General features: G+C 39.7%; 18 protein-coding genes and 2 riboswitches. Of the genes, 15 read left to right on the top strand and 3 right to left on the bottom strand.

Annotated features, from left to right (window positions below):
- Nucleotides 1–104 precede the first annotated feature (104 nt).
- The 8 genes from galE (at nucleotide 105) to thiD (ending at nucleotide 7,621) form a co-directional block, all read left to right on the top strand.
- Nucleotides 105–1,097, top strand: coding sequence for a UDP-glucose 4-epimerase GalE (galE, locus tag IGL32_RS10695; protein WP_010710225.1), 993 nt, complete (start codon nucleotides 105–107; stop codon nucleotides 1,095–1,097).
- On the top strand, nucleotides 1,078–2,328 hold the full coding sequence (locus tag IGL32_RS10690; protein WP_002380784.1) for a UDP-glucose--hexose-1-phosphate uridylyltransferase: 1,251 nt from the start codon (nucleotides 1,078–1,080) through the stop codon (nucleotides 2,326–2,328). Before galE ends, IGL32_RS10690 begins: the two co-directional genes overlap by 20 nt.
- A 71-nt stretch (nucleotides 2,329–2,399) precedes the next feature.
- On the top strand, nucleotides 2,400–4,160 hold the full coding sequence (gene dnaX, locus IGL32_RS10685; protein ID WP_002356340.1) for a DNA polymerase III subunit gamma/tau: 1,761 nt from the start codon (nucleotides 2,400–2,402) through the stop codon (nucleotides 4,158–4,160).
- Nucleotides 4,161–4,180: 20 nt separating this feature from the next.
- Nucleotides 4,181–4,495, top strand: a complete 315-nt coding sequence (locus tag IGL32_RS10680; protein WP_002382484.1) for a YbaB/EbfC family nucleoid-associated protein — start codon at nucleotides 4,181–4,183, stop codon at nucleotides 4,493–4,495.
- 147 nt (nucleotides 4,496–4,642) lie between these two features.
- Nucleotides 4,643–4,731, top strand: a riboswitch (TPP riboswitch).
- Nucleotides 4,732–4,871: 140 nt separating this feature from the next.
- Nucleotides 4,872–5,360: an energy coupling factor transporter S component ThiW gene (gene thiW, locus IGL32_RS10675; protein WP_002356342.1), complete on the top strand. Its 489-nt coding sequence runs from the start codon at nucleotides 4,872–4,874 to the stop codon at nucleotides 5,358–5,360.
- On the top strand, nucleotides 5,344–6,162 hold the full coding sequence (locus tag IGL32_RS10670) for a hydroxyethylthiazole kinase (protein WP_002367227.1): 819 nt from the start codon (nucleotides 5,344–5,346) through the stop codon (nucleotides 6,160–6,162). Before thiW ends, IGL32_RS10670 begins: the two co-directional genes overlap by 17 nt.
- Entirely contained in the window at nucleotides 6,159–6,794 is a 636-nt protein-coding gene (gene thiE / locus IGL32_RS10665; protein WP_002365071.1) for a thiamine phosphate synthase, read from the top strand. The genes IGL32_RS10670 and thiE overlap by 4 nt, the downstream gene beginning before the upstream one ends.
- Nucleotides 6,791–7,621 (top strand): bifunctional hydroxymethylpyrimidine kinase/phosphomethylpyrimidine kinase, encoded by an 831-nt coding sequence (gene thiD, locus IGL32_RS10660; RefSeq protein ID WP_002362487.1) that lies wholly within the window; start codon nucleotides 6,791–6,793, stop codon nucleotides 7,619–7,621. The genes thiE and thiD overlap by 4 nt, the downstream gene beginning before the upstream one ends.
- 92 nt (nucleotides 7,622–7,713) lie before the next feature.
- Here the strand turns inward: thiD and IGL32_RS10655 are convergent, their stop codons facing one another.
- Nucleotides 7,714–8,070 (bottom strand): winged helix-turn-helix transcriptional regulator, encoded by a 357-nt coding sequence (locus tag IGL32_RS10655; protein WP_002356348.1) that lies wholly within the window; start codon nucleotides 8,068–8,070, stop codon nucleotides 7,714–7,716.
- Nucleotides 8,071–8,214: 144 nt separating this feature from the next.
- On the opposite strand from IGL32_RS10655, the gene IGL32_RS10650 reads away from it, so the two are divergent.
- A complete protein-coding gene (locus tag IGL32_RS10650; RefSeq protein WP_002356350.1) occupies nucleotides 8,215–9,405 on the top strand; it encodes an MFS transporter in 1,191 nt (396 codons plus the stop codon).
- Between the two features lie 50 nt (nucleotides 9,406–9,455).
- Here IGL32_RS10650 and IGL32_RS10645 read toward each other — a convergent pair whose 3' ends face one another.
- Together IGL32_RS10645 and IGL32_RS10640 are read right to left on the bottom strand one after the other, a co-directional pair.
- Nucleotides 9,456–10,817 (bottom strand): MFS transporter, encoded by a 1,362-nt coding sequence (locus tag IGL32_RS10645; RefSeq protein WP_002362334.1) that lies wholly within the window; start codon nucleotides 10,815–10,817, stop codon nucleotides 9,456–9,458.
- Nucleotides 10,818–10,980: 163 nt separating this feature from the next.
- Nucleotides 10,981–11,766, bottom strand: a complete 786-nt coding sequence (locus IGL32_RS10640; protein ID WP_002362333.1) for a TraX family protein — start codon at nucleotides 11,764–11,766, stop codon at nucleotides 10,981–10,983.
- Between the two features lie 178 nt (nucleotides 11,767–11,944).
- Nucleotides 11,945–12,035, top strand: a riboswitch (TPP riboswitch).
- A gap of 104 nt (nucleotides 12,036–12,139) precedes the next feature.
- On the opposite strand from IGL32_RS10640, the gene IGL32_RS10635 reads away from it, so the two are divergent.
- The 6 genes from IGL32_RS10635 (at nucleotide 12,140) to tmk (ending at nucleotide 16,993) form a co-directional block, all read left to right on the top strand.
- The gene (locus IGL32_RS10635; protein WP_002359429.1) at nucleotides 12,140–12,703 is read left to right on the top strand and encodes an ECF transporter S component; all 564 of its coding nucleotides are present in this window, start codon (nucleotides 12,140–12,142) and stop codon (nucleotides 12,701–12,703) included.
- Nucleotides 12,700–14,058 (top strand): ABC transporter ATP-binding protein, encoded by a 1,359-nt coding sequence (locus IGL32_RS10630; protein WP_002379779.1) that lies wholly within the window; start codon nucleotides 12,700–12,702, stop codon nucleotides 14,056–14,058. The genes IGL32_RS10635 and IGL32_RS10630 overlap by 4 nt, the downstream gene beginning before the upstream one ends.
- Nucleotides 14,049–14,702: a CbiQ family ECF transporter T component gene (locus IGL32_RS10625; RefSeq protein ID WP_002359432.1), complete on the top strand. Its 654-nt coding sequence runs from the start codon at nucleotides 14,049–14,051 to the stop codon at nucleotides 14,700–14,702. Before IGL32_RS10630 ends, IGL32_RS10625 begins: the two co-directional genes overlap by 10 nt.
- A gap of 11 nt (nucleotides 14,703–14,713) precedes the next feature.
- Nucleotides 14,714–15,376, top strand: a complete 663-nt coding sequence (gene tenA, locus IGL32_RS10620; protein ID WP_129194988.1) for a thiaminase II — start codon at nucleotides 14,714–14,716, stop codon at nucleotides 15,374–15,376.
- Nucleotides 15,377–15,551: 175 nt separating this feature from the next.
- A complete protein-coding gene (recR, locus tag IGL32_RS10615; protein WP_002356363.1) occupies nucleotides 15,552–16,148 on the top strand; it encodes a recombination mediator RecR in 597 nt (198 codons plus the stop codon).
- Between the two features lie 206 nt (nucleotides 16,149–16,354).
- Nucleotides 16,355–16,993 carry a dTMP kinase gene (gene tmk / locus IGL32_RS10610; RefSeq protein ID WP_002356366.1) on the top strand — a complete coding sequence of 213 codons (639 nt, stop codon included), beginning with the start codon at nucleotides 16,355–16,357 and terminating at the stop codon, nucleotides 16,991–16,993.

Below are 16,993 nucleotides of genomic sequence, written 5' to 3'. Positions count from 1 at the left end.
AAATGGCCAAATTAAATCCTGTTTACAAAATGAAATAATTCAGAAGTAAACCTTATTTAATGGTACAATAGAAAAAGAAATTAGAGAGTAAAAGGAGCGTATTTATGTCTATTTTAGTATTAGGTGGCGCAGGCTACATTGGCTCACATGCCGTTGATCAATTAATTTCAAAAGGCTATGCCGTTGTGGTTGTTGATAATTTATTAACGGGGCATCGTTCAGCAGTTCATGAACAAGCGACTTTCTATGAAGGCGATATTCGTGATAAAGCTTTTTTATGTAGTGTCTTTGAAAAAGAATCAATTGAAGGGGTGTTGCACTTTGCGGCCAATTCTTTGGTAGGAGAATCCGTGGAGCAACCGTTAATGTATTTCAATAACAATGTTCACGGCACTCAAATTGCCTTGGAAGTTATGCAAGAATTCGGAGTGAAACACATTGTTTTTTCTTCCACAGCGGCCACTTATGGCGAACCAAAAGCAATGCCTATTACAGAAGAAACCCCAACGAATCCTAAAAATCCGTATGGGGAAAGTAAATTAATGATGGAAAAAATCATGAAATGGTGCGACAACGCTTATGGAATGAAATATGTTGCTTTGCGTTATTTTAATGTTGCAGGAGCAAAAAAAGATGCCTCAATTGGTGAGGATCACACGCCAGAAACGCATATTGTGCCAATTATTTTACAAGTGGCATTGGGCCAACGAGCAGAGCTAAGTATTTTTGGGGATGATTATGATACACCAGATGGCACGTGCATTCGAGATTATGTTTATATTGAAGACTTGATTGCAGCACATATTTTGGCTTTAGAATATTTGAAAAATGGCGGCGAAAGTGACGTCTTTAACCTGGGTAGCAACAACGGCTATTCTGTTAAAGAAATGTTAGATGCTGCACGCGAAGTGACAGGTCAAGAAATTCCTGCGACAATCGCCCCACGCCGAGCAGGGGATCCTAGTACGTTAATTGCTTCTAGTGAAAAAGCCAAACGAGTTTTAGGCTGGCAACCAGAAGTAACTGAGGTCAAGGATATTATCGCCACCGCTTGGCAATGGCATCAAGCTCATCCACATGGATATCAAGAAAAGTAATAGGAGGAATGAATCGATGACCACGAGTCAAATGATTGCCGATTTTACCACACTTGCTATTCAAGCAGGTGGTTGGATGGAATTGGATCGCTTATATCTTCAGAACCGTTTATTATCAATGATTGGTGAACAAGAATTAGGCGAAGTAGACATACGGCCTGTGGCAACACCCGCCGCTGATTTGGCGGAACAATTGTGTCAAGTTGCGAGTGCCAACCAACTTGTAAAAACAGAGCAACAAAAAGAACAGTTCATGGTGCAATTGATGGATTTGTTAACACCGCCACCTTCTGTGGTTAATGCTTTTTTTGCACAACATTATGCCAAAGAGCCACAAGAGGCTACCGAGTATTTTTACCAACTTTGTCAAAAAAACGGTACGGTCATTGAACAGGAAGAACCTGTTGTTTTTTCAACAGTCTATGGTGATTTTTTAGCAAATAAGGTCCACAGTGAGGCGTCAAAAGCAACGCTCTCTGCACAAAGCTATCCCCGCTGTGAATGGTGCATGGCAACAGAAGGCTACCAGGGAAGTCAGCAATTTCCTGCGACTACGAACCATCGAGTGATTCGAATGAACTTAGATGGCGAAAGCTGGGGATTTTCCTTTGTAAAACAGGCACAATATCAGCAACAAGGTGTGATTGCGTTTGAAAAACATCAGTCAGCGAAACGTTCAATTAAGACTTTTCAGCAATTGTTGAAAATTGTTGAGGTCTTTCCTCATTATTTTGCTGGGATTGATGCTGACTTTGAACAAAATGAGCATGTCTATTATCAAACGGGTTTGCAACAATTTCCATTAGCCGAAGCGAGCATTTCAGAATATGTTGAGTTAGCTAACTATCCTTTAATCAACGCAGGAATGGTGAATTGGCCAGTTGCGACATTTCGCCTAGAGGGACCGAATGCGTCAGAAGTTGCCCAAGCCGCAAATGATATTTTTGAGCAATGGCAAATGCTGAAACTGCCAACGGATGAGATACAAATCGTTGCACGACGAAAAGAACTTTTATATGTCATGGACTTAATTTTTAGTCGACCTCAAGCAAAGCCTTCGTTAACGTTAGCAGAAGTCCAAGGTTTAACGACTTGGAACAACCAGAAAACGCAGGCACTTGAAACTGTCGCTTCAGCGTATCAACAGCGATTAAAAGAAGCCAGTGCGTTTGCAGAAACAAGTGAAGGAAAAGCGGCTTTTTTAGCAATGGTTGCGCCAGTGACTCATTAAAAGAAAAAAGATGCCGAATGACTAAAAATCACGTATAATAGATAAGAATGAAAAATAAGGGAGGGTAAAAAATGGCTTATCAAGCACTTTATCGGGTCTGGCGTTCACAACGTTTCGATGACGTAGTAGGACAAAAAGCAATTACTCAGACACTGAAAAATGCGATAGTGCAAAAGAAAACATCTCATGCCTATTTATTTACTGGCCCTCGTGGTACAGGTAAAACCAGTGCCGCAAAAATTTTCGCTAAAGCGATTAACTGTAAACATAGTCAAGATGGTGAACCTTGTAATGTTTGTGAAACCTGTGTAGCCATTACGGAAGGTCGTTTAAATGATGTCATTGAAATTGATGCGGCGAGTAATAATGGCGTGGAAGAAATCCGTGATATTCGTGATAAAGCAAAGTATGCACCGACACAAGCCGAGTACAAAGTTTATATTATTGATGAAGTTCATATGCTATCAACAGGCGCGTTCAATGCACTTTTAAAAACTTTGGAAGAACCGCCACAAAATGTTATTTTTATCTTAGCAACGACTGAACCACACAAGATTCCGTTAACGATTATCTCACGGACGCAACGCTTTGATTTTAAGCGAATTAGTACGCAAGATATCGTCGATCATATGGCCCATATCATGCAGGAAATGGCTCTCGATTATGAGGAACAAGCCCTTTATGTGATTGGGCGTGCTGCGGAAGGTGGGATGCGAGATGCCTTGAGTATCTTGGATCAAACGATTTCCTTTAGTGATGAAAAAGTAACACTGGAAGATGCAATGCAAGTGACAGGCAGCCTAACCTATGAAATGATGGATCATTATATTCAGTGTTGTGTCGCCGGTGATGTTGAACGAGCATTAGAAGGCTTGGAAAGTATTTTAGGCGAAGGCAAAGAAGCGCGCCGTTTCTTAGAAGATTTGTTATTATATTGTCGAGATTTGCTGATGTATCAGCAAGCACCGAAGTTATTAGCAGAAAAAGCAGGAACTTTGACAGAAGCATTTAAGGAACTAGCTACACAAACACCTGCTGAAAAAATCTACCAACTAATCCAAATTTTAAGTGACACACAAAATGAGATCCGCTTTACCAACAATGCGAATATCTATTTGGAAGTAGCCACTGTCAAATTAGCTAAAACGGTGCAACCCAATAAACACAACACGCCAGAAACAGCTAATCAAGATGGTAGTGCAGAGGGAAATCCAGAATTAGCAGATTTACAAAATCAAATCGGGCAACTGAAGAAAGAACTGGCTGAACTAAAGAAACACGGTGTAGCTGCCAAAGAAGCAGATGCGCCACGTCAACAAGCACGACCACAAGCGCCAAAAAGTTCGTTCCGTGTACCCACAGAACGGGTATATCAAGTCTTAAACGAAGCGACTAGAACACATTTAATGAATGTGAAAAATGTCTGGGAAGACTTACTGCAAACATTATCTGTGACTCAACGAGCGATGCTCAAAGCTAGTGAACCTGTCGCAGCGAGTCCTAAGGGCATCGTGGTGGCATTTGACTATGAGATTGTTTGTGCTCGTGCAACAGACGATGAAGAGATGCAGTTAGCTTTCAATAATAATTTAAGCCGTTTGATGGACTATACACCAGAAATGGTCTGCATTACTAGAGAAAGCTGGCCAAAACTAAGACAAAGTTTTATTAACCAAAATCAGGGCAGTTTGAATCATTCTGAACCTGAAAATGAAATGGCTCGTCTAGCGGACGAACCGCCTGTAACAAATGAACATTCACAAGAAAATCCAGTAGTAGATGAAGCAATCGCTATGTTTGGTGAAGAGCTTGTCGAAGTACTAGATGATTAATATGAAGGAGTAGAGGAATTATGATGCGAGGAATGGGCAACATGCAAGGCATGATGAAACAAGTACAAAAAATGCAAAAAGAAATGGCCAAAGCGCAAGAAGCGCTAAATGAAAAAGAATTTATCGGTGAAGCCACCAATCAACTTGTGACAGCGACCTTTACTGGTGATCGCACAATGAAAGATTTGACCATTAAAGAGGACGTGGTTGATCCTGAAGACGTTGATATGTTACAAGATTTAGTCATTATGGCTGTCAACGATGCGTTAGTAAAAATTGAAAAAGAAACCGAAGCAACTTTAGGTAAATACACCAAAGGAATGCCAGGATTCTAAAAAATAAGACAAACGAAAGTATGAAAAACGTCATGCCCAAAAAATCGAACTTTTTGGGCATGACGTTTTTTCTGTTTTTGTGGGAAAACTCTTTGGCAATTTTAGTAGTCGCTTCCAAAAAACTATGCTATACTAAAGCCAATTGAAGAGAAACATTTGGGGTGCTATTAGCTGAGATTATACCCATGGAACCTGAAACAGTTAGGACTGGCGCAGGGAAATGTCTTGAAATTTTGACCGATTATTGCACCCAACTACGTTTATTTGTGGTTGGGTTTTTCTGTCTTTTTCAGTCGCGCCTCCTTTTGCTTCTCGCAGAAAGGAGTTTTTTTACGTGGAAAAAAATCGAATCCACAGAGTTACGTTACTAGCTTTAATGATTGCGATGGACGTCGTATTATCACCATTAATGCGAATTGAGGGAATGGCCCCTATGTCCAGTGTCATGAACATTATTGCCGGAGTTTTATTAGGTCCTCTTTACGGAACGCTCATGGCACTTGTCTGCGGCTTAATCCGTATGACATTCTTAGGTATTCCGCCATTAGCGTTAACAGGTGCCGTTTTTGGCGCGTTTTTTGCTGGTTTATTTTATCAATGGGGACAAAAATTAGGCTGGTCGATGCTAGGGGAAATTTTTGGGACAGGCATCATTGGCTCGTTATTGTCCTATCCTGTAATGGTTTGGTTTACTGGCAGTAAGCAGAATTTTTATTGGTTCATTTATACACCACGATTTATTGGTGCCACACTGATTGGTTCAGTGATTGCTTGGCTTGTCTTAGTAAAACTGAAAGAAACTCGGGTATTTAAACAAACACAGGAATTATTTTTAGGAGGGTACTTTTATGAAAACAAGCGTTAAGTTTGAAACGATTTTTCCACTGACAACGGCACCATTAATTCAGTGCATTACGAATGAAATTACGTGTGAGTCTATGGCGAATGCATTACTTTATATTGATGCTAAGCCCATTATGGCAGATGATCCCCGGGAATTTCCGCAGTTGTTTCAGCAAACCAGTGCTTTGGTTTTGAATTTAGGCCATTTATCACAAGAACGAGAGCAAAGCTTGTTAGCAGCTAGTGATTATGCTCGGCAAGTGAATAAACTGACCGTAGTCGATTTAGTCGGTTATGGCGCCAGTGATATTCGAAATGAAGTCGGGGAAAAGCTGGTGCACAATCAGCCAACCGTTGTGAAAGGAAATCTTTCAGAAATGCGGACTTTTTGCCAGTTGGTGAGTCATGGCAGAGGAGTGGATGGCAGCCCTTTGGATCAAAGTGAAGAAGCAATTGAGGAACTGATTCAGGCTTTACGTCAACAAACGCAAAAGTTTCCCCAGACGGTATTTTTAGCAACAGGGATTCAAGATGTTTTGGTTAGCCAAGAGCAAGTGATTGTCTTACAAAATGGCGTTCCTGAGTTGGATTGTTTCACTGGCACGGGCGATTTAGTCGGCGCATTAGTTGCCGCTTTATTAGGTGAAGGCAACGCGCCAATGACTGCGGCAGTAGCCGCAGTGAGCTATTTTAATCTTTGCGGAGAAAAAGCCAAGACTAAGAGCCAAGGGCTGGCCGATTTTCGCCAAAATACGTTAAATCAGTTATCTCTTTTAATGAAGGAGAAGGATTGGTTTGAGGCGGTGAAAGGACGAGTGCTATGAGAGAGCAATTGAAAGTTTATTTGGTGACAGGACGGTATGATTTTAGTGATACTGAATTTTTAAAACGAATTGAAACTGCTTGTCGCAGTGGAGTGACATTGGTCCAACTGCGTGAAAAGGAAGTGTCAACACGGCGCTTTTACGAATTAGCAGTGAAAGTTAAAGCGGTAACAGATGCGTATCAGATTCCGTTGATTATTAATGATCGTGTCGATATTTGCTTGGCAGTGGATGCGGCAGGTGTGCATATAGGGGATGATGAATTACCGGTTGCTCTTGTGCGAAAACTGGTTGGGTCCACAAAAATCGTAGGTGTTTCAGCCAAAACGGTGGCACGAGGAGTTGAAGCGGAAAACGAGGGCGCCGATTATTTAGGCGTGGGCGCAATTTTCCCCACAACGACTAAGGACAGTCCGTTAACTTCTTTGCAGACACTTTCTGAAATTGCCGCAGCAGTCACGATTCCTGTTGTAGCGATTGGTGGAATCAAAGAAGAAAATATAGAACAACTTATGGGAACGGGAGTGGCTGGTGTTTCACTGGTCAGTGAAATTATGCTGGCTGAACAGATAACCGAGAAAGTTCAAGGGTTGATGCGTGTAACGGAGCGAATGTTGGAGGTGAGAAAATGACCGAATATAATTTGACCCCACAAGTAGTCACGATTGCTGGTTCTGATTCTGGTGGGGGAGCTGGCATGCAAGCAGATTTAAAAACATTTCAAGCACGGCAGGCATTTGGCTTAAATATTGTCATTGCATTGACGGCACAAAATACGTATGGCGTACAAGATAGTTTACCGATTCCTAGTTCATTTATTGATGCACAATTCCAATCACTGGCGGCTGATTTTAAAATTGGGGCAGCGAAAACGGGGATGTTAGCAGATAGTGAGCGTGTCGAAGCTGTTGTTCGCAATTTGCAGAAAGTTGATTTTGGTCCGTTGATTGTCGATCCTGTAATGGTGGCTAAAGGTGGACATCATTTGTTAGAAGCCGAGGCAGTTCAAACGATTAAAGAGCAACTGTTGCCATTAGCAACGGTCGTGACACCTAATTTACCAGAAGCGGAAGTTTTACTAGAAACGACCATCAAGACAGAACAAGAAATGCAGACCGCAGCAAAAAAATTACAGCAATTGGGCACAAAAAATATTATTATGAAAGGCGGACATAGCACAAATCAACAAGCGGCTGATTATGTGTTAATGGAAGACGGTTCGAGCTTTTGGCTAAGTGCACCACGAATTGTAACGAAAAATACTCATGGAACAGGAGATACTTTTTCAGCGTGTATCGCAGCCGAATTAGCAAAAGGTACGCCGTTAGAAGCGGCGATTGTGATTGGCAAACAGTTTATACAAGGGGCCATTAGCCAAGCAATTTCTGTTGGACATGGTCACGGACCTACTAATCATTGGGCCCAATTAACGCAAGATATTCAAGTTATTAAAGCATAAGAAGAGCCTGGGGAAAAATCTAAAATGATTTTTCCCCAGGCTTTAAATAGCTTAAAGCTCCCTCTTAATATAGTTTATAAACGTTTTGTTCACTAATCTTCACATTTTAAATAAATTTCTTGGCCTTGTTCTTGCAAATGAGCCACGTGGGATTCTCCCCAATTACATAAGTTATCTAAGACAGCAGAGAGGCTTTGACCATAATCGCTTAAATAATATTCGACTTTTGGTGGAACTTGGTTGTAAACTTTCCGCTCGATAATGTTGTCTTCTTCGAGTTCCCGTAATTGTTGTGTCAGCATTTTTTGACTAATGCCAGTAATACCGCGTTTTAAATCGCTGGGGCGCATGGCGCCGTGCCGTAAATTACACAGAATAATTGGTTTCCATTTACCGCCAATAACATCCATCGTTGCTTCGACACCAATCGCATATGTACGAGTTTCCAAAAAACATTCCTCCTTAATAGGTTGATAATAACCAAAAGTTACTAAAAGGTACCTATGATACAAAAAAGTAGGTACTTATCAAAATTTCAATCTTAGTATATAGTAATTTTTGTTGAAATTCAAATGTTTTTTAGGAGGAAGAGAATGGAAAAGAAAATTTCACCAAATTTAACGCTCTTTGCATTAGCTATCAATGCTTTCGCAATCGGTTCAACAGAATTTATTAGTGTGGGTTTATTACCAATGATTGTTAAAAGTTTTCATATTAGTCTTTCCCAAGCAGGTTTGACTGTTTCTTTGTACGCTTTAGGTGTGACGATTGGGGCGCCGTTATTAACAATTTTGACAGGAAAATGGAATCGTCGCTCATTAATGCTGGGGATTATGCTTCTTTTCATTAGTGGGAATTTAATTGCTGCGTTTGCGCCAACGTTTATTATTTTATTGGTAGGGCGGATACTTTCTGCATTGGCGCATGGCATTTTCATGTCTGTTTCGACTGTCATCGCCGCAGATGTTGTGCCGCCATCACGTCGAGCCAGTGCCATTGCTATTATGTTTACGGGGTTAACGGTTGCAACAGTGACTGGCGTACCTTTAGGGACGTTTATTGGGCAACAAACAGCTTGGCATATGTCCTTTCTTTTTATAGCCAGTATTGGCTTGGTGGGACTGATTGCTAGTTATTTTTTAGTTCCCAAAAATTTACCGATACCAGGGAAGGTTGACTTAAAAGGAATCACGCGGATTTTTACGAACAAACCCCTCGTTTTCTCTTTTCTAATTACTGCTTTTGGTTATGGTGGAACGTTTGCTGCATATACGTACTTGTCACCGTTATTGGAAAATTTAGGCTTTTCAGCCAACGCGGTAGTGATTATTTTAGTTGTTTATGGCGTAATGGTCGCAATTGGCAATACAGTAGGTGGTCACTGGGCAAATAAAAAACCTTTAGATTCGTTAGTAAAAATGTTTAGCTTATTAATTCTGTCCTTAGTCTTTTTATTCATTACTGTTTTAATGGATAACAGTCTTCTAGGCTTATTAGCAAGTTTGATGTTGGGTCTATTTGCCTTTATGAATGTACCTGGGTTACAACTATATGTTGTAGAATTAGCGGAAAAGTATGTTCCAAAAGATATCACTTTGGCCTCAGCTTTTAATATTGCAGCCTTTAATATTGGGATTACCGTCGGCTCAATGACAGGTGGGGTGGTCACAGATCATTTATCAGTAACATATACACCGATTTTTGGTGGTTTTATCGTGTTAATTGCTGTCTTGTTCGTACTTTATATTCGGAAGCAAGAAGAACAAAAAAACAACTATCTTTAGAAAACTAAAAAAAGCAGCTGGTTACTATGGAACTGACCAGCTGCTTTTTTTTAAGCTTTTTTGCGGAAATAATTCCAGCAAGCAATTAAAACAATTACTAATAAGGTTAACAAGAAAATCAGAGAAATGAGGGAGCCCATCGTTGTCCCCTGAGCAAAATTATCTGCGTGGTCTTGAGCGATATTAATAATCGTCGCTACAATGGCCGTCGCAATAGCGCCAGAAAATTGTTGAAGTGTATTAAATAACGTATTGCCGTCGCCAAAATCTTTCTCCTCTAACAAGCTCATACCAGTCGTCATCATATTACTGTATGCAAAACCTAGACCAATCATATAGGTAACATGTCCAGCGACGAATCCTAATAAAACAGGCATCTCTAGTAAAATTGTTAAAGCTAGCCAACCGATTGTCGCCAAACTTAAGCCAAATAATATAGGTTTTTTAGCGCCGTATTGATCCAACACTCGTCCAGAAAGTGGTGCCAAAATGGCCCCGACTGTAGCACCTGGCAGCATGACTAGCCCAGCTACAAACGCATTTTTTCCAAGGACGATTTGAACAAAGTTTGGTAAGACAAAGGAAATACCTAACAATAAGAATTGACAAACTAAAAAGCCACATAAAAATAAAACAAAGGCGGGATTTTTTAAAATTGTCAAACGTACTAGTGGCTGTTCAGCGGTCGTTGCTCGTTTATAAAAAATAACAAAGCCAATAACGGCTGCCAGAAGTGAAAGCCAGCCAAACAATGTGCCAATTTTACTTAAAAACATCAACAAACCACTAAATAACAGGGCAATACCAATTAAACTAACCAAATCAAGAGTGGTGGTTTTTTTAACAGGTATTTCTGGAATAGCAGATAATCCCATAAACAAAGAAAGTAGTAAAACAGGAATTAAGAATAAAAAGATGGCGTGCCAAGACAGGGAAGATGTTAAGATTCCACCATACGTTGGACCAATGGCTGGAGCAATTGAAGTGGTCAATGTGCCTACCCCCATCATCGTTCCTCGTTTTTCCAGCGGGGTAAAGTTCAAAATAATATGAAACATCAGTGGTAAAGCAATCCCAGTGCTAGCCCCTTGGAAGAGTCGGCCTAATAACAAGATACTGAAAGATGGCGAATAGACATCAATCGCTAAACCAATCAAAAAGAAAAGATTCGCAACAATAAATAAGCGTCTTAACGAATAGGTTTTTAATAAATAATTGGATAAGGGCACCATGATAGAAATAACTAATAAATAAATCGTTGTCACCCACTGCACGGTACCGGTGGAAACACCAAATTCCTTTGTTAATGTCGGAAAGGTTACATTCATTGCTGTTTCAATTAATACGCCAGCAAAAGACATAATTCCTGTCGCTAAAACGGCAGGGAATAATCGTACGTTTTTTTGTTCCATTTAATCACCTCTATAGTTTTCATTTTTTCGTAAAAAAATAGAAGCAGTTTCTATAAGAATAGAAACCGCCTCTCTCTCGACACGCAACTTGCGTGTTATCTGTACGATTTGTTTACATGTTGCATTGTAAACAGTTTTTAGGCAATCGTCAAGCAGAAAATAATTAACGTTGCATGAAGAAACTAATAATTGCAAAAATAGCAATGTGAGCTGGATAGAAAATATAAAAGAAATTCCGCATGCCACGGCCTTTTTCACCATTATAAAGAACAATTGGAATCGCTGCTAAAATCATCATCCATTGGTGGTTCACCCCGAATAGTTCTTGGAAATTATAGCTGGCTGCTGAAATCAACGCAACAACGCCAATTGCTGAAATTTGTAACCACTTTTTGCCATGGAATAAATAAAAAGCTACGGCCAAGAGAACAAATAAAAACCCACCTTCTGTCATCATTAGTGATGGCACAATCAGATTGAAAAGTTGGAAACCAATTAAGATAGCAGGGTTGCTTAATATGTCTGGAGAACTAAAAACAACGAGAGGTAGGGCACTGATTAATAAAGGCACAATAAACCAAAGAAGCCCTTTACCAATTTGTTTTTGTTTAAAATAGTCCATAGACTGCATGTAGACCGTACCTAAAAATAACGTCCCAAAAATATTATTGATAATTAAGCCACCTGTTGAAAAATACGCATTTAAAATGCCGTTCAGAATCCCCATAATCCAGAAGCCTAACAATAACCGGAACATGTATTTTCGCCGATTGCTTGTGTGAATGAAGCCTTCAGAACTTTCAAATAAGAAAATAGGTGCAGCAATTCGTCCAATCCATCCGAACCAACCAGGCACGCCTAAAAAACTAAAAAATTGCAATAGATGGTCAAAGACCATTGAAATAACCCCAATGACTTTCAAGTGAAAGCCAGTTAATGTTTTACCCATAGTATAAACGCCTCTCTTTCATAAAGAACAATATAACAAAGTCCAGAAAAACCAACCATTTATTTGCCTAACAGTTATCTTACAAAATTGTTTGATTTCTTCAGCTTTTGATGAAAGAAAAAAGTGCCAAGACTAGTTTTTATAATTATTCTATGCTATAGTAAAAGTACATTTTAATAAAAAACATTTGGGGTGCTGTTATGGCTGAGATGATACCCATTGAACCTGATGCAGTTAGTACTGTCGCAGGGAAATGCCGATTTACTTTGATTTTTCACGCACTCATTCTGTCCTAGGATGAGTGTGTTTTCTTTTATCAGGGTTTATTTAAGTCACTCCTTTTGCTTTTTGTTAAGAGAAAGGAGTTTTTTTATTGAAAAAATGGTCATTGCAACAAGTCGTCTTACTCGCTTTTTTAGCCTTTTTGTTTGGCGGTGTTTTTATGGGGGCAGGGTTCCTCTATGCGTTATTGAATGCTGCGCTGTTACCATTAGGACTGAGTCCATTTGCCAATGAGCTTTTATTTGGAATGTGGACCATGGTGGCACCAATTGCAGCGATGCTGATTCCACGAGCGGGAAGTGCTGTTTTGGCGGAAGTTTTAGCCGCTTTGGCAGAAATGCTTTATGGTTCGTATTTCGGACCTAGTGTATTAATTTCTGGTGTGATTCAAGGCCTAGGTAGTGAAAGTGGCTTTTTTGTGACACGCTACAAACGGTACGATACACTAACGTTATTTTATAGTGCGATTGGGACGACTATTTTTAGTTATGTGTATGAATACTTTAAGTTTGGTTATGGCAATTACGGTCTGGGGATGAACATTGCTTTAATTAGCGTTCGGTTCGTTTCTATTTGTTTCTTTGGTATTTTCTTAACGAAAGTTATTTTACGAATGTATCAGTCTGCGCAAGGGTTAGCTGTGAAGGCAAAATGAATAGTATCCAATTAAAAGCTGTGTCCTTTTCACGAGAACAACCCTTGTTTGAAAAGACAAATTTAGCAATTCCTCAAGGAACGTTTTCCTTATTAATTGGCGATAGTGGTAGTGGAAAATCAACGCTCTTACGATTGATTGCCGGATTTGCTCCGCTTGATTACCAAGGAGAAATTTTGATTGAAGGAATGGAACGCCGACAATTATCAACTCGTGAAAAGGCGCAAAAAATTGGCATGCTGTTTCAAAACCCCAGTCAACAATTTACAATGAAAACCTTGGAACGAGAACTGATTTTTGCTTTAGAAAATTTAGGAATCTCGCCTGAAGAAATGAACCGAAAAATCCAAACAGCGCTTCAACTTGTTCAGACTCAAACCTTATTCACACGAGAATTAGCGACGTTATCTGGTGGTGAAAAACAAAAAGCGGCGTTGACAGTTCTGCTAGCAATGAACCCAGATATTCTTTTATTAGATGAACCTTTTGCAAGTATTGATCCAACCTCTCGAAAACAATTTATTCAAATTTTAGCAAGACTCCATCAAGCAGGCAAAACGATTTTGGTGTGCGACCACGATTTCAACGATTACGCTGATGTTGTGGACCAAGTCGTCACGTTGAAAAACGGCCAGTTTGAAAAACAACCGTTGACGTTTATCAAAACAAAACCGCAGACATTTCAGCTTACAACTTCTGTGGTAAAACAACCAATGCTCCAATTGAAAAATTTTCGTTTGTCTCAGGGAAAACGAGTGCTACTTGAAGAAAAAGAAGCGCTTTTGTTTAAAGGAATTACCACGTTGACGGGGCCAAATGGGGCGGGAAAATCCACCTTATTAAAAGCCATCGTTCAGAGACAAAAATATCAAGGGAAAATGTTCTTGGCAGGCCGCCGCTTGCGGGCTTCAAAAAAATTGTATCAACACATGACATTAGCGGTGCAACAAGCCAATCGTCAGTTTGTCACGTTGACTTTACGAGAAGAGCTTTTGTTTGGTCAGAACATGACAGCAGAAAAAAGAAGAAAACAAGAGGAAGCCTTAACTTTTTTAGGTTTAAAAGAAAAACTAGAGCACAGTGTTTTTCAACTAAGTGAAGGGCAAAAAAAGATGGTGCAATTAATTAGTTTGCTGAGCTTAGATTTGGACTGTTTACTTTTAGATGAACCTTTTGCTGGATTAGATGAGCGAGCATGCAATTATTTTGTTGAATGGATCAAAGAAAAAAGTGCGCAACAAGATTTTCTAATCGTCACGCATCGGCTAGAACCTCTCTCTGGCGTGAGCAATTATCGAATAGAATTGCTGCAGCAACAACTGATTATCTGGCAGGAGGGAACCACATGCAAATAAAGCAAACAAATGCAGCAATTTATGCTTCTTTGATTCTTATTTTGACCTTTGAATTATCTTTTTCTCAGTCAATTTTGGCAAATTTGGCGGTTTTTATGGGTTGTATCATTTTTTTAATAGGCCAGCGAAAATCCCGCTTACTGCTTTGGTTATTTTTCTTGCCACTTTTACCAGCAATCGGGACGTTTTGGTCTATTTATTTGCATGGTACGAGTAGTCAACAAGCCTGGCTTTTGTTTAGTCGAACGTATGCCTTTGCCGGTTTAGGACTAGCTTTTGCTGTAGGCGTTGATTTTGAAGAATTATTGTTGTTATTGGAACAAAAGGGGCTAGCACCAAACTTTGTTTATGGAATTTTAGTGGTGGTTCACGCCTTACCGGAAGTGAAAAGAGAAATTAATGATTTAAAAGAAGCAAGCCTACTCCGTGGCAAAACGTTTCATTTTTGGTCGCCGATGCTTTATGTTAAAACACTGCTCGTTGCTGTTTCTTGGCGAGATAAATATACGGAAGCAATGTCTGCCCATGGCTATGAAGAAGGAGCCACTAGAAGTCGAAAAGAGCATTTTGTGTCAGCAAAAGTCAGTCTTGGGCTTGCTATTTTGATCATCATTTTTACCAATTTGTTTATTTTTCTAACGTAAAGGAGAAACCTATGACATTTACAGAACAAGCCAAAGAACAAGCGCAAGCTTCTTGGCAAGGGAGTTTTCAGCATCCTTTTATCACAGAGTTACATGAAGGAACCTTGAGTCCAATGATTTTTCGCTACTATTTAATTCAAGATCATTACTATTTAAAACACTTTAGTCAACTTTATCGCTTGATTGCGGCACAAACGCAACAACCTCGATTGAAAAAATTACTCTTAACAAATGCGGAAAATCTCGCGTTGGGTGAATTAACTATTCGTGAAACTTTTTTTGAAGAACTAGCGATTACAGAAGAAGAAGTTGCAGCGACACCGATTGCACCAACCGCTTATCACTATGTTTCTCATATGTATCGCCAACTTATTGAAGGAACGCCTAAGACGGCCGCAGCAAGTATGTTGCCTTGTTCTTGGCTCTATCAAGAAATTGGTTCACAGTTAGTCAAACAACACTCACCAGAGCCACTGTACCAACGTTGGATTGAAACCTATGCTGGGGAGGAAGCGTACCAACACGTCCAAGAGGAACGCCAACTGTTAGACCAATTATATGAAGAAAGTTCATCACAAGAACAAGCAGCTATGATTACCGCTTTTGTTATCAGCAGTGAGATGGAATACGCTTTTTGGGAAATGGCCTATACACACGAAACCTGGATTGGTTAATACAAAAACAAGTCGTTTAGTGCTCGTAACTAACGACTTGTTTTTGTATTAGAAAGCAGTAATTGTCAGTTGCTTTTTTGACAGGGCGTGATAAGATATTCAGTGACGCAAAATCTGTTGTAACTCGCTCAGTAATAACAGAAACGCCTTGCTAAGAAAGGACTGTAGAAGCCTCATGAATTATCCAGAACCGATTGCAAAATTGATTGAAAGTTATATGAAATTACCAGGAATTGGTCAAAAAACAGCGACACGGCTTGCTTTTTATACAATTGATATGAAAGAAGAAGATGCTAATGCTTTTGCAAAAGCGCTAATTAGTGTCAAGAGAGATCTCCATTTCTGTAGTATTTGCGGAAATATTACTGAAGAAGATCCTTGTGAAATTTGCCAAGATAAAAATCGTGACCGTAGTATTATTTTAGTAGTGGAAGAACCAAAAGACGTTATGGCAATGGAAAAAATGCGTGAATATCAAGGTTTGTATCACGTACTCCACGGGGTGCTTTCACCGATGGAAGGAACAGGACCAGAAGATATTAATATTGCCTCTTTGATCAAACGATTGCACGATGATGAAGTGAAAGAGGTCATTATAGCAACCAACGCTACCACTGAAGGAGAAGCGACGGCGATGTATTTATCACGGCTCATTAAACCAGCCGGAATCACCGTTACTCGTTTGGCACACGGCTTGTCTGTCGGCAGCGATATTGAATATGCAGACGAAATAACCTTGCTAAAAGCAGTCGAAGGACGTCGAGAAATTTAAAAGAAACATCGTTGGAAAAAGAAGTTGAAATCGAAGTAGGTCGTTTCTGTGAGAAAATGTCGCAGTTCAAGCTTTTCCGTACTTCTTTTTCAGTTTTTTTTTCAGCGGATGCATCACTTTAAATAGGACATAAGGATTTCAATTAGACTGATAGAGCAAGATGAAGTATAATAGATACAAGTAAAAATTGATTGGAGTTTTCACACGTGCAGGGTATTTTTATCACATTTGAAGGTCCAGATGGTGCTGGTAAAACCAGTGTTTTGAAGGAAGTTTCTGAAAGATTAGCTAAAGAGTCAAAACGAAAAATTGTCACTACAAGAGAACCAGGCGGCATACCGATTGCCGAAAAGATTCGAACAGTTATTTTAGATCCAAGAAATGACAGAATGGATGAGCGAACAGAAGCTTTACTTTACGCAGCTGCTCGTCGTCAACATTTAGTGGAAAAAATCTTGCCAGCTTTGGAAGCAGGTCATTTAGTCCTATGTGATCGTTTTGTTGACAGCTCATTAGCCTACCAAGGCGCTGGGCGTAGAATTGGGATTGCACCAATTGCTTCAATTAATGCGTTTGCGACAGAAGGTGTCTCACCAGATTTTACAATTTATTTAGACGTTGACTCAGATACTGGCTTACGGCGGATTCAAGAAAATCGAACACAGCAAATTGATCGCTTAGATTCAGAAGGATTAGAATTTCATCAACGTGTTCGTCATGAATATTTGAAATTAGCAGAAGAAAATCCACAACGTATCAAAAAGATTGATGCACGGATGAGTTTAGAACTTGTCGTAGAAGCAACGTATCAGGCGATTATTGAACGTTATCCAGAAAACTTTTAA

This window comes from Enterococcus sp. AZ035 (assembly GCF_050548325.1).
Taxonomy (GTDB): Bacteria; Bacillota; Bacilli; order Lactobacillales; family Enterococcaceae; genus Enterococcus; species Enterococcus faecalis.
Note: the sequence above shows the minus strand (reverse complement) of the source record. Positions and strands in the feature narration are given on the sequence as shown.